The 17,731-nt window shown below is 70.2% G+C and carries 15 protein-coding genes and 1 pseudogene; 8 read left to right on the top strand and 8 right to left on the bottom strand.

Features of this window, described 5'->3' with window-relative positions; genetic code table 11:
- Positions 1–2: 2 nt before the first annotated feature.
- On the bottom strand, positions 3–1,238 hold the full coding sequence (locus tag ABD256_RS32740; protein WP_344427952.1) for a hypothetical protein: 1,236 nt from the start codon (positions 1,236–1,238) through the stop codon (positions 3–5).
- A gap of 227 nt (positions 1,239–1,465) precedes the next feature.
- Here ABD256_RS32740 and ABD256_RS32745 point away from each other — a divergent pair, with 227 nt between their 5' ends.
- On the top strand, positions 1,466–1,876 hold the full coding sequence (locus ABD256_RS32745) for a DUF3151 domain-containing protein (protein ID WP_344427955.1): 411 nt from the start codon (positions 1,466–1,468) through the stop codon (positions 1,874–1,876).
- A gap of 246 nt (positions 1,877–2,122) precedes the next feature.
- On the opposite strand, the gene ABD256_RS32750 is transcribed toward ABD256_RS32745, so the two are convergent.
- Positions 2,123–3,328 (bottom strand): GGDEF domain-containing protein, encoded by a 1,206-nt coding sequence (locus ABD256_RS32750; RefSeq protein ID WP_344427958.1) that lies wholly within the window; start codon positions 3,326–3,328, stop codon positions 2,123–2,125.
- A gap of 323 nt (positions 3,329–3,651) precedes the next feature.
- Positions 3,652–4,908 (bottom strand): MFS transporter, encoded by a 1,257-nt coding sequence (locus tag ABD256_RS32755; protein WP_344427961.1) that lies wholly within the window; start codon positions 4,906–4,908, stop codon positions 3,652–3,654.
- A gap of 374 nt (positions 4,909–5,282) precedes the next feature.
- On the opposite strand from ABD256_RS32755, the gene ABD256_RS32760 reads away from it, so the two are divergent.
- The gene (locus ABD256_RS32760; RefSeq protein WP_344427964.1) at positions 5,283–5,933 is read left to right on the top strand and encodes a TetR/AcrR family transcriptional regulator; all 651 of its coding nucleotides are present in this window, start codon (positions 5,283–5,285) and stop codon (positions 5,931–5,933) included.
- Here the strand turns inward: ABD256_RS32760 and ABD256_RS32765 are convergent.
- Positions 5,914–6,405: a GNAT family N-acetyltransferase gene (locus ABD256_RS32765; protein WP_344427966.1), complete on the bottom strand. Its 492-nt coding sequence runs from the start codon at positions 6,403–6,405 to the stop codon at positions 5,914–5,916. The genes ABD256_RS32760 and ABD256_RS32765 overlap by 20 nt on opposite strands.
- A gap of 88 nt (positions 6,406–6,493) precedes the next feature.
- Between ABD256_RS32765 and ABD256_RS32770 the strand changes: the two genes are divergently transcribed.
- Positions 6,494–8,371: an FAD/NAD(P)-binding protein gene (locus tag ABD256_RS32770; protein ID WP_344427969.1), complete on the top strand. Its 1,878-nt coding sequence runs from the start codon at positions 6,494–6,496 to the stop codon at positions 8,369–8,371.
- Positions 8,372–8,440: 69 nt separating this feature from the next.
- Here ABD256_RS32770 and ABD256_RS32775 read toward each other — a convergent pair whose 3' ends face one another.
- Together ABD256_RS32775 and ABD256_RS32780 are read right to left on the bottom strand one after the other, a co-directional pair.
- On the bottom strand, positions 8,441–9,079 hold the full coding sequence (locus ABD256_RS32775) for an HNH endonuclease family protein (RefSeq protein ID WP_344427972.1): 639 nt from the start codon (positions 9,077–9,079) through the stop codon (positions 8,441–8,443).
- Between the two features lie 108 nt (positions 9,080–9,187).
- The gene (locus ABD256_RS32780) at positions 9,188–9,865 is read right to left on the bottom strand and encodes a hypothetical protein (protein WP_344427975.1); all 678 of its coding nucleotides are present in this window, start codon (positions 9,863–9,865) and stop codon (positions 9,188–9,190) included.
- Between the two features lie 83 nt (positions 9,866–9,948).
- Here ABD256_RS32780 and ABD256_RS32785 point away from each other — a divergent pair, with 83 nt between their 5' ends.
- Both ABD256_RS32785 and ABD256_RS32790 read left to right on the top strand, forming a co-directional pair.
- Complete coding sequence (locus ABD256_RS32785; protein WP_344427978.1) at positions 9,949–11,235, top strand: adenylosuccinate synthase; 1,287 nt, start codon at positions 9,949–9,951, stop codon at positions 11,233–11,235.
- A gap of 41 nt (positions 11,236–11,276) precedes the next feature.
- Positions 11,277–12,194, top strand: a complete 918-nt coding sequence (locus ABD256_RS32790) for an LLM class F420-dependent oxidoreductase (RefSeq protein WP_344427981.1) — start codon at positions 11,277–11,279, stop codon at positions 12,192–12,194.
- Between the two features lie 305 nt (positions 12,195–12,499).
- Here the strand turns inward: ABD256_RS32790 and ABD256_RS32795 are convergent, their stop codons facing one another.
- The gene (locus ABD256_RS32795; protein WP_344427983.1) at positions 12,500–14,152 is read right to left on the bottom strand and encodes a Na+/H+ antiporter; all 1,653 of its coding nucleotides are present in this window, start codon (positions 14,150–14,152) and stop codon (positions 12,500–12,502) included.
- A gap of 188 nt (positions 14,153–14,340) precedes the next feature.
- On the opposite strand from ABD256_RS32795, the pseudogene ABD256_RS32800 reads away from it, so the two are divergent.
- Positions 14,341–15,247 (top strand): annotated as a pseudogene (locus ABD256_RS32800) (MFS transporter).
- On the opposite strand, the gene ABD256_RS32805 reads toward ABD256_RS32800, so the two are convergent.
- Entirely contained in the window at positions 15,234–15,602 is a 369-nt protein-coding gene (locus ABD256_RS32805) for a hypothetical protein (protein ID WP_344427985.1), read from the bottom strand. The pseudogene ABD256_RS32800 and the gene ABD256_RS32805 sit on opposite strands and share 14 nt — an antisense overlap.
- A 147-nt stretch (positions 15,603–15,749) precedes the next feature.
- Between ABD256_RS32805 and ABD256_RS32810 the strand changes: the two genes are divergently transcribed.
- Together ABD256_RS32810 and ABD256_RS32815 are read left to right on the top strand one after the other, a co-directional pair.
- On the top strand, positions 15,750–16,805 hold the full coding sequence (locus ABD256_RS32810) for a GAF domain-containing sensor histidine kinase (protein ID WP_344427987.1): 1,056 nt from the start codon (positions 15,750–15,752) through the stop codon (positions 16,803–16,805).
- Complete coding sequence (locus ABD256_RS32815; protein ID WP_344427990.1) at positions 16,802–17,434, top strand: response regulator; 633 nt, start codon at positions 16,802–16,804, stop codon at positions 17,432–17,434. The genes ABD256_RS32810 and ABD256_RS32815 overlap by 4 nt, the downstream gene beginning before the upstream one ends.
- Positions 17,435–17,731 lie beyond the last annotated feature (297 nt).

Consider the following 17,731-nt stretch of genomic DNA (forward strand, 5'->3'; position numbering starts at 1 on the left):
GCTCAGACCACCGCGTCGGGCACGATCTCCGCGATCGTGCCCGACGCGCGGTTGCGCTCGGCGCGCTCGTTCCACCAGCGCGTCGCCGGGCTCGCGGCCCACCACAGCAGCCCGACGGCCACCAGCGTCACCGGTACCGTCCAGTACTGGATCGGCGGCGCCGACTCGGTGTGCGCGTCGCCGAGCAGCCACGGCCGCAGCCGCGACTGCACCCAGAACGCGCCGTACCCGAACCCGGTGACCAGCAGCGCGCCGACGACGGCCGTCCGCGCGCGGTGCTCGCGGCCGATCCGGAACGCGACGTCCACCGCGAGCCCGACGAACAGCAGGTAGAACGGGACCGTCGAGGCCGGGAACCCGCCCGCGACGAGCAGCGGCCAGATCAGCGAGCGGTAACCGACGTAGAGCACGGCGACGATCGTGGCCGTCCACGCCTTCCCGACAGTCCGGCGCGCCATCGCCAGCACCAGCGCCATCACGCCGATACCCCAGAGCGGGTACAGCCATTCCGGGATCGGCAGCGTGAAGTGCAGCACCGCGGCGCGGTCCACCGGCCTGCCCAGCTGCTGGGCGGCGAAGTCCAGGAGCGTCGGCTCGGCTTCCGGCTGCCCGCGTTCCCATGCCCGCAGCCCGAGCACGCCGTACTCCTGCTGGCCGTTCGGGAAGAACGTGTTCTCCAGGAAGAACGCCCACAGCCCGATGAGCATCCAGCTCCGGAAGCGGCCCGGCACGGAGAACTTGATCCAGCCGTCCAGCACCCCGGCCAGCATGATGCCGGTGCCGAGGTAGAGCATCAGGTGCGACGGGCTCCACGCGGTGAGGTCGAGCCCGTTGACGCGGTGGTTGATCACGTCGAGCGGCGCGGCCACCAGGAAGACCACGGTGCCCGCCTGCATCAGGCGCAGCGAGCGCCGGTCGCAGCCGAGGCCGGTGTAGCTGTGGATGGCCACCAGCACCAGGATGATGCCGGTGCCGACGGTGTTGATCAGGTGCGGCGGCGCCAGGTCGTCGCGGAGCCACTGGAAGTGCCACGACATGTCCCACGACGAGCCGACCAGCTTGAACGCGAACGCCACCAGCCACATGCCGTAGGCGAAGTTCAGCGCCCACGGTTTCGTCGGCTGGCCCGGCGCGCCGCGCTTCCAGTACAGCCGGAAGAACAGCTTCGTCTTCGCGACCGGGTTCCGCGGGACCACCTCGGGCTCGGCCCGCTCGGACGTCCGCACTCCCTCACTCATGCTTCACATCATCCCCGGCCGCGATCGCCCGCGGGCGCGCGCATGGCAAAACCGGCATTCACTCGTAAGGGTGGCGAGGTTGCCTGTCACCGGGCAGGCGCGGCATCGTGTTCGCCGATGATGTCGAAACGTATGGTCGCGGCCGTGATCGTGTTCGCGCTGGTGCTCGCCAGCGGCAGTGTGCTGGCCGGGCTCTTCCTCGGGTGAGGGACGGGCAGAATGGCGGTATGACGCACAACTTGCTGGGACCGGAGCCGACCCTCCTGCCGGAGCACACCGCCGCGCGGGCCGCACTGGACGCGGGCACCGATCCCGCCGAGGTCGCCGCCGAACACCCGTACTACAGCGAAGCCTGGGCCACGCTCGGGGAGACGGCGTTCGAAGCGGGCGAGACCGTCGCCGCGTATGCCTACGCCCGCACCGGCTACCACCGCGGGCTCGACCAGCTCCGCCGCGCGGGCTGGAAGGGCTTCGGGCCGGTGCCCTGGGAGCACCGCCCCAACCAGGGTTTCCTGCGCGCCCTCGCCGTGCTCGCGAAGGCCGCGCAGAAGATCGGCGAAGCCGAGGAGTACGACCGCTGCCGCACCTTCATCACCGACTCGGACCCCGCCGCCGCCGAAGCCACCGGCCTGTCCTGACGTCAGGCGCACGCCCGGAGAACGCTCCTGCGGACGTCCAGTGGCGAGGATGCGCAGATGCCCCGAAGGTGCCCTTGAGGGCATCTGGTGCCCTCAAGGTCGCCTTCAGGGAATCAGCGTCGTCATCCCCGCCTGCCGCGAGGGGCGAGATCGCGGCGCCGGATTCCCCGAAGGCGACCTTCAGGGGCCACGAGCACGCTCCCCGACGCCCCGCGCCTTCGCCGCGCAGAGCAGGGAAACCCGGGATCAGGCGGCGGCTTGCAGGGGTGGAGCCTCGGTCATGGTGGCCAGGTCGGGCGAAGCCACCACGCGATTGCGCCCGCTGCGCTTCGCCGCGTAGACGGCCGCGTCCGCCGCGGCCAGCGCTTCGTCGAGCGTCTTGCCGTCGACGGGGAAGGACGCCACCCCGATCGACGCCGTGAGCGTGTCGATCACCACCGGGCTGCCGTCGTTGGTGTGCGTGTGCACCACGAGCTGCCCCACCAGCTCGCGGATGCGCTCCGCGGTGGCCACCGACTCGCGCTTCGACGAGTTGGCCAGCAGCACCACGAACTCCTCGCCGCCGAACCGGCCTGCCAGGTCGTGCGCCCTGGTCTGCCCCTTCACCAGGGCGGCGACCGATTTCAGCACGTCGTCGCCAGCGAGGTGGCCGTAGGTGTCGTTGACCTTCTTGAAGAAGTCGAGGTCGATCATCAGCGCGCCGAACTCGGAGTGCTCGCGCGCCGCCCTGGACACCTCGCGCTCGGCGGCCTCCTGCCAGGACACCGCGTTGAGCAGCTTGGTCTTCTGGTCCGTGGTCGCCAGCTCCTCGAGCTGCTTGACCAGCACGGCGCGGTGGAGCATGTGGACGGGGAACAGCACGGTGAGCGCCAGCAGCGGCTCGTGCGGCATGACCGCGACGAGCAGGCCGCCGAGGCACAGCGTGGCCAGCTCGAGGATGTTGTCGTCCAAGCTGCCGACGCAGGTCTTCAGGTCCGGCTTCGGGCTCGCGCCCAGTCGCAGGCCGATCCCGGTCAGGAGCCCGTTGAGCACGAAGCTCGTGGTCACCCCCGCCGCGATCGTCGCGGTCTCGGAGAAGGACGCGGGCAGCGCGTGCGCGACCGCGAAGGCGCCGCAGCACGACAGGATCACGTTCGTCGCGTTCGCGAGGAGCAGGTGCGGTGAGCCCGGCCGGATCCCGGACCAGGTCCGCCGCCCGAGGTAGACGTAGACGAGCAGCACCAGCACGGCGGTGACCTGCGGCGGCAGGAGCAGCGCGGCGGGAAGGGTCCACACCGAGGTCATGTTCATGTGCGGGCCGGTGCTCAGGATGCGCCGCTGCCGCTCGATCTTGCGGCTCACCTCGGTCTGGACGACGACGAAGGCCGCCAAAATCCCGAATATGACGAAATGCGACCCCTGGACGGTGCTGGTCGCGGTGGCGTGCCAGACCAGGGCGACCATCGCGATCATGGTGGCCAAGGTGTACAGGAGCCAGGGCAGCGGCCTTTTGGTAACGGGCCAGTTGCGATTGAATATCAGCAGGTCACGGACCGACGGTTCCCCCGATGTGCTCATTTGTCCCCCAAACCCTTGCGCTTACGCCGCGAAGATGCACGTGTACGGCCAGTTTCTACCGAGTTGCGGACTGTCGGCAAGAGCCGGGGGTGTGTATTTTCATCGTGGCGTCGATGAAAGGTGGCCAACCATGCGCGGCAGGGATCAGTGATCTGGGGCGCTAACCAGCGCTAATAGGGGCCACGTCCGCAGGTGGCGGCGCATCAGGATTAATCCGCTTACGCGGACCCTGTGGACGTGGCACCACTGACGACCCACTCGTCACGGGTCACCCGGCTCTTTCGCCATGCCAGTGCGAGGGGAACGGTCAGCACCAGCCCCGCCACGCCGAAGATCCCCACCGTGTGGCTCGCGCCGACGTGGTCCGCCAGCAGGCCGCCGATCAGCGGGCTGATGCCGATCACCGTGGTCAGCCCCGTGTTCGACAGCCCCATCGCCTGCGCGCGCTGCTCGTCCGGCACGCCGAGCGTGAGCGACGCGGTGGCCTGCATGAGCGCGACGGTGCCGAGCGCGCCGGACAGGATGAACAGCGCCATCGACGCGACGATCCCCGGGTTCGCGAAGCACGCCAGCATGGGCACCGCCGCGAGCACCGACAGCAGGCCGGTGAGCTTCGGCCGCTTCGGCTCGGGCACCCAGCGGGTGAACAGGTAGACGCCGATCACGCTGCCGAGCGGGTCGCTCGCGAGCAGCAGCCCGACCGCCTGCGAGCCGCCGCCGAACGACGCCGCGTAGGGCGCCGCCAGGCCCTCGTAGACCGGCAGCATGCCCATCACCCAGGTGAACAGCACCAGCACGCGCAGCGTGGGGTTGCCGAAGATCAGCTTCCCGCCCTGCCCGATCGAGGAGAAGAACGGCTTGCGCTGCTCCTTGCTGGTCGCGGCGGGGCGCGCGCCGAGGCCGAAGCGGATGACCAGCGCGGACAGCACGAACGTGCCCGCGTCGATCAGGAGCGCGACGTGCGGGTCGACGGTCGCGATGAGCAGGCCGCCGCCGCCGAACCCGATCAGCTGCGCGGACTGGATCGTCATGTTGCGGATGCCCATCCCGACCACGAACCGGTCGCCGGTGAGCACCTGCGGCAGCAGCGCGAGCTGCGCGGCCTTGAACGGCGGGTTGAGCAGGGACACCCCGGCGACCAGCAGCGCCATCGCCCAGAACGGCAGGCCCGGGATGGCGACCGCGGCGATGAGCAGGGTGCGCGTGAGGTCCACGGCGACCATCACGGTGCGCCGGGGGAACCGGTCGGCGAGACCGCTCAGGAAGATCCCGCCGAACAGCGATGGCGCGAAGGTCAGCGCGTAGGTGAGCCCGGTCAGGGTCGCCGACGACGTGCTGCGGAACACCAGGACGGAGAGCGCCACCCTGGCGAGCTGATCACCGAAGACCGACAGCAGCTCGCCGAACCACATCGCGCGGAATTCGGCGACGCCGAAGACCTCCTTGAAGGTGGTTCGTCCTGATCCCTCAGCCATCCGCGGCCCCCAAGGCGTAGTCGGGTTGGGACGCTCCGCGACTTTAAGACCACGGTGTAACGGCCTGGTCACGAAGTGTCAGCGGCCCAACCAGTTTCGGCCGGGATCGGCCGTGTGCGGTAGGGCCGTTCGGCCGGGTATCCGGTCAGGAATTCACTATCAAAGCAGAAACCTCGCTCACCATGGTGCGACTCTCCGGCTACAGAACGATGTCACGGCCCCCTGCCTCCGGCGGAATGCGCCGGGACGTCCGGTTCACGATCGGGCAGCTTGGCGGGTCCGCCCGCGGGTCCCGGCGCCCGCGGCGGCGGTCGTGCCCCATGATGTCGCCGTCGCCCGCTCGAAGATCGACGAACCAGGTGAGAGGTCAACGCATGGCAAGCCCCGTCAGGAGGGGTCCGGGCAGGCCGAGGAAGCTGCCCGCCGACGAACAGCGCGCGCTGGTCCTCGCCGCCGCGCGGGAGGTGTTCGCCGCGGACGGCGTGCAGGGCGCCACCATCGAGCGGATCGCCAGGGCGGCCGGGGTCACGCGGCAGGGCGTGTACGAGCAGTTCGCGGACAAGATGGCGGTGTTCGCCGCGGTGGTCGCCGACGCCGAGCAGCTCGTGTTCGCCAGGGTCGGCGCACCGGCGGCCGAAACCTCCGAGCTGAACCTGAAGGCGTGGGCGCACCGCAACTACGCGTCGATGTTCGACTTCGTCGCCGAGAACCCCAGCGCGTTCAGCGTGCTCCAGGAGGCCGAGCGGGTCGGCGATCCGGCGATGACCCGCCTGCGGGAACGGCTGGCGCGGGTCTACACCGCGGAGAGCGAGCGGCGCTGGCGGATGCACGGCGTGGAGCCGGGCAGGGCGGACACCGCGCTGGTCGCGATGTACTTCGCGATGACCGAGGCGCTGGTGCACCTGTCCAGGGCCGGCGACGCGCCCGACCGCGACGCGCTGATCGACCTGCTCACCGAGTTCACCGTCGGCGGGGTGCTGCGCCTCTACGCGCAGTACCCTGACCTCATCGCCCGGTTGCGGTGAGCCGCTTTTCGAACGCGAGCAACCCGTACCCCTCCGGGTCGAGTTCGCTGGTGTCGACCGCGGCGTAGCCGGTCGAGGCGTACAGGCCGGCCGCTTCGGGCTGCTTCGGGCCGGTGGTCAGGAAGATCCGGCGGTAGCCGCGCGCCGCCGCCTCGGCTTCGAGCGCCGTGAGCACGAGCTTCGCGAGCCCGCGCCGCCGGTGCGCCGAATGCGTCCACACCCGCTTCAGTTCGGCCGTTTCGCCGTCGTAGCGCCGGAACGCGCCACCCGCGACGCTTTCGCCGTGTTCGCGCGCGAGCAGGAGCACACCCCCTGGCGCGGCGAACTCGTCCGGGGAGTACTTCGTCATCTCCGTGGTGTTGCCGTACCGGGTGAAGTACTCGTCGGCGAGTTCGGCGACCAGCGGCGCCGCTTCGGGATCGGTGATGGCGTAGGCCGCGATTTCGACCGCGCGCACGGAAGGGACGCTCACCGCCGCATGATATCCGCGGGGCGCGACCGCGTCCGCACCGTGGGAAACGCTGTCAGCGCACGGGAAACCGCGCGTAGCGTCCGATGATATGGCGCCTTTCACGCTCGCGATCGTCGGCGCGGGCCCGCGCGGCGTCGGCGTGCTGGAGCGGATCGCGGCCAGCGCGCCGGAACTGCTCGGCGACCGCGGGCTCGTGGTGCACCTGATCGACCCGTTCCCGCCCGGCCCCGGCCGGGTCTGGCGCTACGACCAGTCGCCGCTGCTGCGGATGAACTCCATGCCGGAGGACGTCACGATGTTCACCGACGAGACCGTGGTGCTCGACGGCCCGGTCGAACCGGGCCCGTCGCTGTCGGAATGGGTCGAACTCGTCCGGACCGGACGCCTCGACGCCGAGATCCCCGCGCCGCTGCTGGCCGAGTTCGCCGAGCTGTCCGTGACGTCGTTCCCGACGAGGCGGTTGCAGAGCCAGTACCTCGGCTGGGTCTACCGGCGCGTGCTCGCCTCGCTGCCGCCCGGCGTGCGGGTGGTCGAGCACGCCTCGCGCGCGGTCGGCCTCCGCGACGGCTCGCCGCAGGAGGTGCGGCTCGCCGACGGATCGGCCGTGGCCGCCGACGCGGTGCTGCTGACCGTCGGGCACCTCGACGCCGAGCCGGACGAACCGGCGGGCGAGCTCGCCGGGTTCGCCGCCGCGCACGGCCTGCGGTACTACCCCGCCGCCTACACCGCGGACGTCGACTACCGCGCGATCCCGCCCGGCGAACCGGTTCTCGTGCGCGGGTTCGGGCTCGCGTTCGTGGATCTGCTGCTCGTGCTCACCGAGGGCAGGGGCGGCCGGTTCGAGGAGGATCCGTGCGGCGGGCTCCGGTACGTCCCGAGCGGACGGGAACCGGCGCTGCACGTCGGTTCGCGGCGCGGCGTGCCCTACCACGCGAAGACGGGGTACCGGTTGCGCGGGAAACCGTTGGTGCTGCCCCGTTTCTTCGATTCGTACACTGTGGACAAGCTCGTCGCGCTGCCGCGCGAACTCGATTTCTTCTCCGACGTGTGGCCGCATATCGCGAAGGAACTGGCCTGGGGGTACTACAGCGAGCTGTTCACCGGGCACCCCGAGCGGGTCGAGCTGGACTTCGCCGTCTTCGCCGACGCCTTCGCGGACCTGGAATGGGAAAGCGCCGGCATGCGCGAGCTGATCGAATCCGCCGTACCGTCCGAAGTGGACAGACTGGACCTCGGGCTGCTCGACCGGCCCCTGTCCGGGCTCCGCTTCGGCACCGGGGAGGAGTTCGGCAAGCACCTGCGCGAGTACGTCGAAGCCGATCTCGCGCGGCGCGCGAACGCGGAGTTCAGCGCCGACCTCGGCGCGTTCATGGCGCTGCTCTCGGTGATCGGGCAGCTACCCGCGCTGATCGGCAGCGGCCGCATCGCCGCGCGCTCCCAGCTGTCCGATGTGGACGGCTGGTTCCACGGGTTCTTCTCGTACTTCGCGAGCGGCCCGCCACCGCGGCGGCTGGAGGAACTGCTGGCCCTGCACCAGGCCGGGGTCGTGTCGTTCCTCGGCGCGGACATCGCGATCGAAGCCGACCACGCCCGCCGCGCGTTCGTCGCGACCAGCGGCAGCTTCCCCGGCGAGGTCGAAGCGCCGACGGTCATCGAAGCGCGCCTGCCCGACCCGAGCGTCCGGCGGGTGGCCGACCCGCTGCTGCGCGCGCTGCGGGATGCCGGGGAGCTGGTGGAGGAATCGGTCACCTCGAACGGAACACGGCTGTCCTCCGGCCGCGTGCACACCCGCGTATCGGATTCGCGCCTGCTCGACCGCGACGGCGTCGCGCACCCGCGCCGGTTCGCGGTCGGCCCGCACACCAGCGCCCGCTCGGCCGCGGCCTTCACCCGCCCCCGCACGAACGCACTGCCGTTCCGCCAGAACGACGCGCTGGCAAGGGAAATCCTGCGCCTCACCCGGTGACGCCCTGCCGCGGAAAGGGGCGGCACCGTTCGGCGGTGCCGCCCCCGGAAAGCTCGAAACCCCAGTGCGTCAGCACTTCCCCAGCATGTCGGTCAGCGCGGTCTTCTCCGCGTCGTTCACGGTGAGCTTGAACTTGGACTTCACCGCGACCCACATCCGTGCGTAGGTGCACCAGTAGCCGGTTGACGGCGGCTTCCACTTGTCCGGCGACTTGTCGCCCTTTTCCTGGTTCACGTTGTCGGTGACCGCGATCAGCTGCGGGTCGGTCAGGTCGTTGGCGTAGGCCTGGCGCTGTTCGTTCGTCCACTTCGAGGCGCCGGTCCGCCACGCGTCGGCGAGCGGGACGACGTGGTCGATGTCCACATCGGACGTCTTGGTCCAGGTGGCGTCGTCGTAGGGGCTGAACCACGAGCCGGAGGTCGCCGCGCAGTCCGAGCCGGTCTTGACGTCCTTGCCGTCGCGTTTCAGCACGACCTCGCGCGTGTTGCAGCTGTTCCCCTGGTCGATCCAGTGGGGGAACTTCTCGCGCGAGTAGCCGTCGAGGCTGCCGTCCGGTGCGACGGTCAGGCTCGTGAGCGCTGCCTTCGCGGCGTCGGCCGAGGGGATGTTCGGCGGCTCCGCGGAGGCGACACCGGCCACGCCCGTGGTCAGTACCGCCGAAAGGCCCAAAATGGTTAACGAGTTGCGAACACTTCGTGACGTTGGCATTTTGCTGCCTCCGTGTTGGATGTGGGGACTAAGTAACCCTTATCCACGAAGGTGGCGAATGCAACACCTCCGGGTGACAACCTTCCAACGGAGGGTCAACGAGCGGGGTCAGCCGCGGGCCAGCCGGAGGTCCGCCGTGTGCCGGTACCACGTCCATTTGCTTATCTGGCGCGGAAACGGCACGCCGTCCAGCACCGGGACGGCCGGCACGCAGCCGATTTGGAACGCGCGCCCGCGGAACGTCGCCGGGCGTTTGAACAGCAGGCCCTTCGTCACGCGGGCGACGAGGCCCGTACCGCCATCCGGGTCAGGGGTTACGGCGATCTCGCGAGCGGCGCCACGGAGAGCCACCTCGTCATCGCAGTAGGCGACACCGCGGATCGGGCCGACGGTGCCCTTGCCGACGAGCACGCCGCCCGAATCGTCCCTGATGAGCGGTACCGGATCCGGGTCGCCGTGCGCCGCGACCTTCAGCGCCTCGGCGGCTCCGGTCGGCAGCCCCCACCGGGCGGCGACGGCCGAGTTCGCGGCGGCGGGCACGAACCCGACCGCGACCCGGGAAAGCGCGTCCTTGCGGAGTAATCGCACGATTACGGAGGCGAGCGCGGCGTCCGTGCCCGCCACCACGATCCGGTCGACATCGCCCAGGTGGGGGTCCACATCCGCCTTGCCGGGCCGGTCCGCGACGGTCCTGACCTCGAAGCCGTCCAGCTCACCCGACACCGGCGCGCCTCGCCCGCAGAGCAGCACCAGTCCCCGCACCGTCAGGTCCTCCGTTACGCTCATGCACCGGCATTCACCAGCGCCACGGGGGGTCCCAGCGGACCACCCCACCGAAATCTCTGTCGCCGAACATCCTGGAGTGTCACATGCCGGCCATCGTGCTGATCGGTGCCCAATGGGGAGACGAAGGCAAGGGCAAGGCCACCGACCTGCTCGGCGACCGGGTCCAGTGGGTCGTCCGGTACCAGGGCGGCAACAACGCCGGGCACACCGTCGTCCTTCCCGACGGCCAGGACTTCGCGCTCAAGCTCATCCCGTCCGGGATCCTGACCCCCGGCGTCGCGAACGTGATCGGCAACGGCGTGGTGGTCGACCCCGGCGCGCTGCTCGACGAGCTGACCGGGCTGGAGGACCGCGGCGTGGACACCTCGCGCCTGCTCCTTTCGGCCGACGCGCACTTGATCATGCCGTACCACGTGGCGATCGATAAGGTCACCGAGCGCTACCTCGGGGCGAAGAAGATCGGCACCACCGGCCGCGGCATCGGCCCCTGCTACCAGGACAAGATCGCGCGCGTCGGCGTGCGCGTGCAGGATCTGCTGGACGAGAAGATCTTCCGCCAGAAGGTCGAGGCGGCACTGGACTTCAAGAACCAGGTGCTGGTCAAGGTCTACAACCGCAAGGCGCTCGACGCGAACGAGGTCGCCGACACCGTGCTGGCGCAGGGCGAGAAGTTCGCGCACCGCATCGCCGACACCCGGCTGCAGCTCAACCAGGCGCTCGAACGCGGCGAGACGGTGCTGCTGGAGGGCTCGCAGGGCACCCTGCTCGACGTCGACCACGGCACCTACCCGTTCGTCACCTCGTCGAACCCGACCTCCGGCGGCGCCAGCGCCGGATCGGGCATCGGGCCGGGCCGGATCACCACCGTGCTCGGCATCCTGAAGGCCTACACCACGCGCGTCGGCTCCGGCCCGTTCCCGACCGAGCTGCACGACGAGTCGGGCGAGTACCTGCGCAAGACCGGTGGCGAGGTCGGCGTGAACACCGGCCGCGACCGCCGCACGGGCTGGTTCGACGCGGTGATCGCCCGCTACGCGACGCGCGTCAACGGCATCACCGACTACTTCCTCACCAAGCTGGACGTGCTCTCCGGGCTCGAGCGGGTGCCGGTGTGCGTCGGCTACGAGGTCGACGGGTTCCGCACCGACGACATGCCGATGACGCAGACCGACGTGCACCACGCGGTGCCGATCTACGAGGAGCTGCCCGGCTGGTTCGAGGACATCTCGGGCTGCCGCACGTTCGAGGAACTGCCCGCGAACGCCCGCGCGTACGTCGAACGGCTCGAAGTGCTGGCAGGCGCCCGCGTTTCGGCGATCGGCGTCGGCCCCGGCCGCGAGCAGACGATCGTGCGGCACGAATTCCTGTAGTTTCCGGGAATCGGGGGCGGGACGGGCGGGTTGTGCCCGTCATGAGCATCGGTGTAGCACTCCTCGCCTCGCCCCATGCCCCCAACGCGATCGACGACCTGGTTTCCCAGGCGCGTACCGCTTCCGCCGCCGGGATCGGTACCGCCTGGCTCGGCCAGCGGTTCGACTACGACGCCGTCGCGGCCGCCGCGATCGTCGGCAGGGAGGTGCCCGGCCTCGCCGTGGGCACCTCCGTGGTGCCCATCTTCGGGCGGCACCCCGTTCTGCTCGCGACCACCGCGCAGACCGCGCAGGCCGCTACCGGTGGCCGGTACACGCTCGGGCTCGGACTCGGCGCGAAAGCGTTGACGGAGTCCGCTTTCGGCGTCCCGCACGAACGTCCCATCAAACGGCTGCGCGAGTTCATCACGGTGCTGCGGTCGATCTTCGACACCGGCCACGTCGACTTCGAAGGCGAGACGCTGACCGCGCGCACGCCGTTGCCCGCCACCGTGGCCGGTGCGAACCCGGTGCCGATCGCGGTGGCCGCGATGGGGCCGCAGGCGCTGCGCGTCACCGGTGAGCTGGCCGACGGGACGCTGCCGTTGTTCGCGGGCCCGAAAACGCTGGAGAACCACATCGTGCCCGCGATCACGAAAGCGGCCGAGGAGGCGGGGCGCCCGGCGCCGCGGATCATCGCGCTGGTGCCGACTGTCGTCACGAGCGACGTCGACGCCGGGAAGGCGAAGATGGCCGAGGAAACCGCGTTCTACGACACCATTCCGTCCTACCAGCGGGTGGTGGCGCTGGAAGGCGCTTCGAAGGCAGCCGAAGTGACCGTCGTCGGTGACGAGGAAAGCGTTGCCGCGCAGCTGAACCGGTACTTCGACGCGGGTGCCACCGAGGTCGTCCTTTCCTACACCGGCCTGACGGGCGAGAAGGACCAGAAGCGGACCGTCGAGCTGGGCGGTCAGCTCTGAGGCCCCTTCCCGAAGGCCGCAGTGCTGATGCGTGAGTCGATTCCGGTGAGATGCGGAGGTCGTGGAGCCCGCTGGGGCCCTGAAGGACGCCTTCGCGGCGTCAGATTCCCTCATGGGCCCCCTTCGGGGCATGCGCGGCGGGGATCTCCCCTGATGGCCACTATGACGGTGTCCAGTGCCGTGAAGGTGCGATTCGGCCTCGCTTCGAAAAGCACTGTGGTTCGAAAGCGCTGTGGTCGAAAAGCGCTGTGGTTCGGACACCGCTGTGGTCCGTCCCGGCCGCACGCCCGCGAGGGGCGGGCGAATCAGCTCACGCGCGAAGTGAGGGTGTTCGTCAGCGCCAGCTCTTCGAGGTCCAGTTCTCGCAGCACTTTGCGGAGCACGTCGTCGTCGAGGTTGCCCGCCTTGGCTTCGGACAGCAGCACTTCCCGCTGGGTGACGAGCAGTTCGCGGCGGGCGCGGATGAACGCGGCGTGCGGGCTGCCGTCGCGTTCCTCCGCGCTCAGCGAGATCGCCGCGACGGCGCCCCGGTACCGGGTTTCCACCAGCGTCCGCAACCGGTTCGCCAGCTTCTCCGCCTTCGCCGCCGGAATGTCCACAGAGGACAGCATCTCGGGCAGGATCTCGTCGAGCCTGGCCAGCGCCGCCTCCATCGCGGCGTTGCGGGCGGCGAGTTCCTCCTGTTCGTCGCGCTCGGCCTCGTGCGGGTCGAGCACGCCGAGCTTCTTGATCAGCACGGGAAGCGTGAGGCCCTGCGCGAGCACGGTCCCGATCGCGACGGCGAAGGCGAAGAGCTGGATCTCGTCGCGGCCGGGGAACGGATCACCGGCGGCGGTCACCAGCGGCACGCCGGTGGCCGCCGCGAGCGTGACGACACCGCGCATCCCGGTCCACGAAAGCACCGTCAGGTACCGCCACGGCGGCACCGGCCGCCCCCGTCCGAACAGCCGCATGGTCTGCGGCAGGTAGCTCGACGCGAACACGTACGGGATCCGGATCAGCATCGTCACGGCGAGCACGATCACCGCGTCCAGCACGAGCGTGCCGTTGTCGCGGGCGTTCGCTTCGACGCCTTCGAGGATGAACGGGAGCTGCAACCCCATCAGCGCGAACACGAGCGCTTCCAGCAGCACGTCGATCGAGGCCCACACCGACGAATCCTGCACCCGGGTCGCCGGTCCCGCGTGCAGCGAGCGGTTGCCGAGGTAGAGCCCGGCGGCGACGACGGCGAGCACCCCGGAACCGCTGAAGTCCGCGGAGAACGGGTGCAGGTGCTCCGCGGTCACGTAGGCGGCGAACGGCACGATGATCCCGATCGTCGACTCCATCAGCGGGTCGTCGAGGCGGCGCCGCACGAAGCTCACCACGACCGCGATCGCCAGCCCGACGGCGACGCCGAGCACGACCGCGACGGAGAACACGGCGAACCCGTGCCCGACCGAGCCCGCGGTGCCGAGCACGGCGGCGAGCGCGATCTTGTAGAGGGTGAGCGCGGCGGCGTCGTTGACCAGGCTTTCGCCGGTGAGCACGGTCATCAGGCGGCGCGGGAGGCCGAGCCTGCGGCCGATCGCCACCGCGGTCACCGCGTCCGGCGGCGCGACGACGGCCCCGAGCACGAGCGCGGAGGCCAGCGGCAGATCGGGCAGCAGCAGGTGCACGGTGAACCCGACGACGAGCGCGGTGACCGCGACGAGCACCACGCCGAGCGCGATGATCGGCCGCAGCGTCGCGCGGAACTGGGTGACCGAGCTTTCCAGCGAGGTCGAGTAGAGCAGTGGCGGCAGCACCAGGCTCAGGATCAGCTCCGGCTCCAGCTCCAGCCTCGGCACATCGGGGATGAACGACACCCCCAGCGCGACGACCACGATCAGCAGCGGCGCCGACAGGTTGTAGCGGCGTGCGAACGCGGTCAGGCCGAGCGAGCCGGCGAGCACGGCCATCAGCGTCAGAATCTCCATCCGAACCTCCAGGGAAGATCCTCGCCCAGGCGGGCGGAGTCCGCTCGCGGCGGGGGAACCTGTCAATGTCTTCCGCTCATCGGAAGAGCACTGATACCACCTGTGCGCGATCCGAATCATTGGGCGCCAAGCGAACGTCCGTGAAGCGCTGGAGGCCAGTGATGCCGGGGATGCCGGTGATGCCGGTGATGTCTCACGAAGCGCGAGCCGGTTCCTGGGTGCGACCGCTGGCCTGGACGGCCGTGCTGCTCGACGGGTTCGACCTGGTGGTGCTCGGGACCGCGCTGCCCGTCCTGCTCCGCGACCGCGTGTGGGGCCTCACGCCGGGTACCGCGTCGGCGGTGTCCACCGTCGGGCTCGTCGGGATGATGCTCGACGGGCTCGCGATCGGCACCTTCACCGACCGGATCGGCAGGCGCAAGGCGCTCACCCTGGTCACCGAGCACGCGCGGGCGGGGAAGGGTGGCAGCGCGACCACCACGGTGATGACCGGCTACCACGTCGGCGCGGTGCTGACCGCGTTGCTCGGCATCGGCCTCGTCCCGGCGCTCGGGTGGCGCGCGATGTTCGCCGCGGGCGCGCTGCCCGCCGTGGTGCGCGGCCTGTTCAGCGGCGGCTTCCTGCGCGCCACGATCGCGTTCTGGGTCACCTCATTCCTGGGGCTGGTGCTCGTCTACGGCCTCAACACCTGGCTGCCGGAGATCATGCGGCAGGCCGGGTACCAGCTCGGTGCCGCGCTGAGCCTCCTGCTCGCGCTGAACCTCGGCGGGATCGTCGGGCTGCTCGTCGCCGGGTTCGCCGCGGACCGGGCGGGTGCCCGCCGCTCGACGATCGCCTGGTTCACCGCCGCCGCCGTGTTCCTCGCGCTGCTGAGCGTGCGCCTGCCGGGGTTCGGGTTGTACGTGGCGGTGTTCCTCGCCGGGTGCTTCGTGTTCAGCGCGCAGGTGCTCGTGTACGCCTACGTCGGCCGGTATCGCCTACCCGTGGGGCTTCTACGCGTTCGCGCTGATCGGGCTGCTCGGCGCGGTGGGCGTGCTGGCCGTCAAGGGCGCCCCGGAAAGTCCACAAAGGACTTTCGAGGTCAGGCGGGGATGAGGCCGACCGGCACGATCCGGCTGCCCTCGGGACTCAGCGTCCTGGCGAGCAGTTCGGCGGTGCCGTGCGAGCGCACGAGCGTGCTCGATTCGGCGATCAGCAGCGCGTCGATCTCGGGATCGGCGGCGAACTCGATCGTGTACCGCAGCAGCTCCGTGTACCGGTGCTCGACGTGATCCGGCGCGACCTCGGCCGCCCACGCGGTGATGAGGAGGCCCTGGCCCCGGGCGAACCGGCGGCAGCCCTCCCGTAGCTCCGCCAGGCTCGCGCCGGGGCCGTCCCATGCGGTGCAGCAGTAAGCCGTTGCCGCGCGGAGCGCCGGCGTCGAGCGCTTCCGCGAGCGCCACATCCACATGTGGGCAAGTTTCCGTTCCCCCCGCCTGGTTCGCCCCGGTCCACCGTCCCGAGTTCCCCGGGCCGCAAGGCCCTTGTCGGGTGCTTGCGCGAGTGCTAGCGGTCGGCGGAGAGTAAGACGACTCGGACTGCAGGGACGGTGAGGCCGGTGGATCCGGGGGAACGCAGGGCGCGGTGGCTGCGCGCGTCGAACGACATCACCGGCTCCTTGCTGTCCGGTAACGATCCGAAGGCTTCTTTGCTGCTCGTCGCGGAACGCGCGCGGCAACTCGCCGAGGCGCCCGTCGCCGCGATCGCGCTGCCGGACGAACAGCGGCCGGGAAACCTCGTGTTCGAAGTCGTGGACGGGGTCGGCCTCGGCGCCGATCAGATCAGCGGGCTGTCCGTCCCGATCGCGGAAACCGGATCGGGGCACGTGTTCGTCACCGGGAAAGCGGCCATCTTCCGGCAGTATGGCAATCACGTGCTCGCCAGAACGGACGACCCGTCGGTGCGGTTCCCGCCCCAGGTGGCCGATCTGGACTCCTCGGTGGTGGTGCCGCTCGCGGCGGCGTCGGATGTGCTCGGCGTGCTCGTGCTGGTCCGGTTCCGCGGCGACCCGCTGTTCACCGAAGGAGATCTCGAAATGGCGGAGACGTTCGCCGCACACGCCGCTGTCGCGTTGGTGTTCGCGAGGGCGGCCGAAACGCGAAGACGCCTCGCGGTCCTCGAGGACCGCGACCGCATCGCGCGCGGGCTGCACGACCTGGTGATCCAGCGCCTGTTCGCGGTCGGGCTCGGGCTCGACGGGCTGCGGAGCAAACTCGACGGTGAGCACGCCGAAACCGTCGGCGGGTTCGTCGCACAGCTCGACGAAACCATCCACGAAGTACGCCGCACCATCTTCTCGCTCCACGAAGAACAGGACCGGCTGCGCGCCGACCTGGTGAAGACCACGCGCGAGGCAGCCGCTTCGCTCGGCTTCGAACCACATCTCCGGCTCGACGGCCCCCTCGACTCCCTCGTCCCGGACACCGTCCGCCCCGATCTGCTGGCGACCCTGCGCGACACGCTGTCCGACATCGCGCGCGCCGGGCAGGCGCGCGCCGTCGAGGTGGGCGTCCGCGTCGAACCCGACGGCAGCATGCTCGAACTCCGGGTCACCGACGACGAGGGCGCGGACCTGCGCTGGCGGACGCAGTTGCGGGAAGAGGACGCGCCGTGATCTCGGTCTTCCTGCTCGACGACCACGAGCTGGTCCGGCGCGGCCTGCGCACGGTGCTCGAGGACGCGGGCGACATCCAGGTCGTCGGCGAGGCGGGGACGGCGGCGGAGGCGCTGGTGCGGATCCCGGTGATGCGGCCGAAGGTCGCCGTGCTCGACGTCCGGCTCCCCGACGGCGAGGGCATCACGGTGTGCCGGGACGTGCGCGCCTCCACGGACCCGCCACCCGCCTGCCTCATGCTGACGTCCTTTTCCGACGACGACGCCCTGTTCGGCGCGATCATGGCGGGTGCCGCCGGGTACCTGCTGAAGCAGATTTCGTCGAGCGCGGTGGTGGACGCGGTGCGCACGGTCGCCGCGGGCGGGTCGCTCCTGGACGCGAAGGTCACCGCCACCGTGATGAACCGGCTGCGCGGCGAACACGGCGACACCCGCTACGACCTGCTGAGCCCGCAGGAACAACGCGTGCTCGACCTCATCGCCGAGGGCCTCACCAACCGCGAGATCGGCGACCGCCTGAACCTCGCGGAGAAAACGGTGAAGAACTACGTCTCGTCGCTGCTGCACAAGCTCGGGCTGCAGCGCCGCACCGAAGCCGCCGTCTACGTCGAACGCCGCCGCCGTGAGTGAAGAATCCCTTGCCGCGGCCAGGGACCACTTGCCCGGAAGGATGCTCCTGCCGAATGGTGGGTCTGCCGCGCTTCCGTGCTGATTCCCTGAAGGCGCCCTTCGGGGAATCTGATGTCGCGAAGGCGTCCTTCGGGGTATCAGTCTCGGCATGCTCCCCGCTGTGAGGGGCGAGAGTGTGGCGCCAGATTCCCTGAAGGCGTCTTGGGTTCATGGGGTCGTTGCAACACCGGTTGTGATCGGAGGTTGTGATGGTGGTTCGGGCGCGGTTGCCGCGTGGTGTGCAGGTGAGGTTTTGGG

The organism is Amycolatopsis minnesotensis (genome assembly GCF_039529815.1).
Taxonomy (GTDB): domain Bacteria; phylum Actinomycetota; class Actinomycetes; order Mycobacteriales; family Pseudonocardiaceae; genus Amycolatopsis; species Amycolatopsis minnesotensis.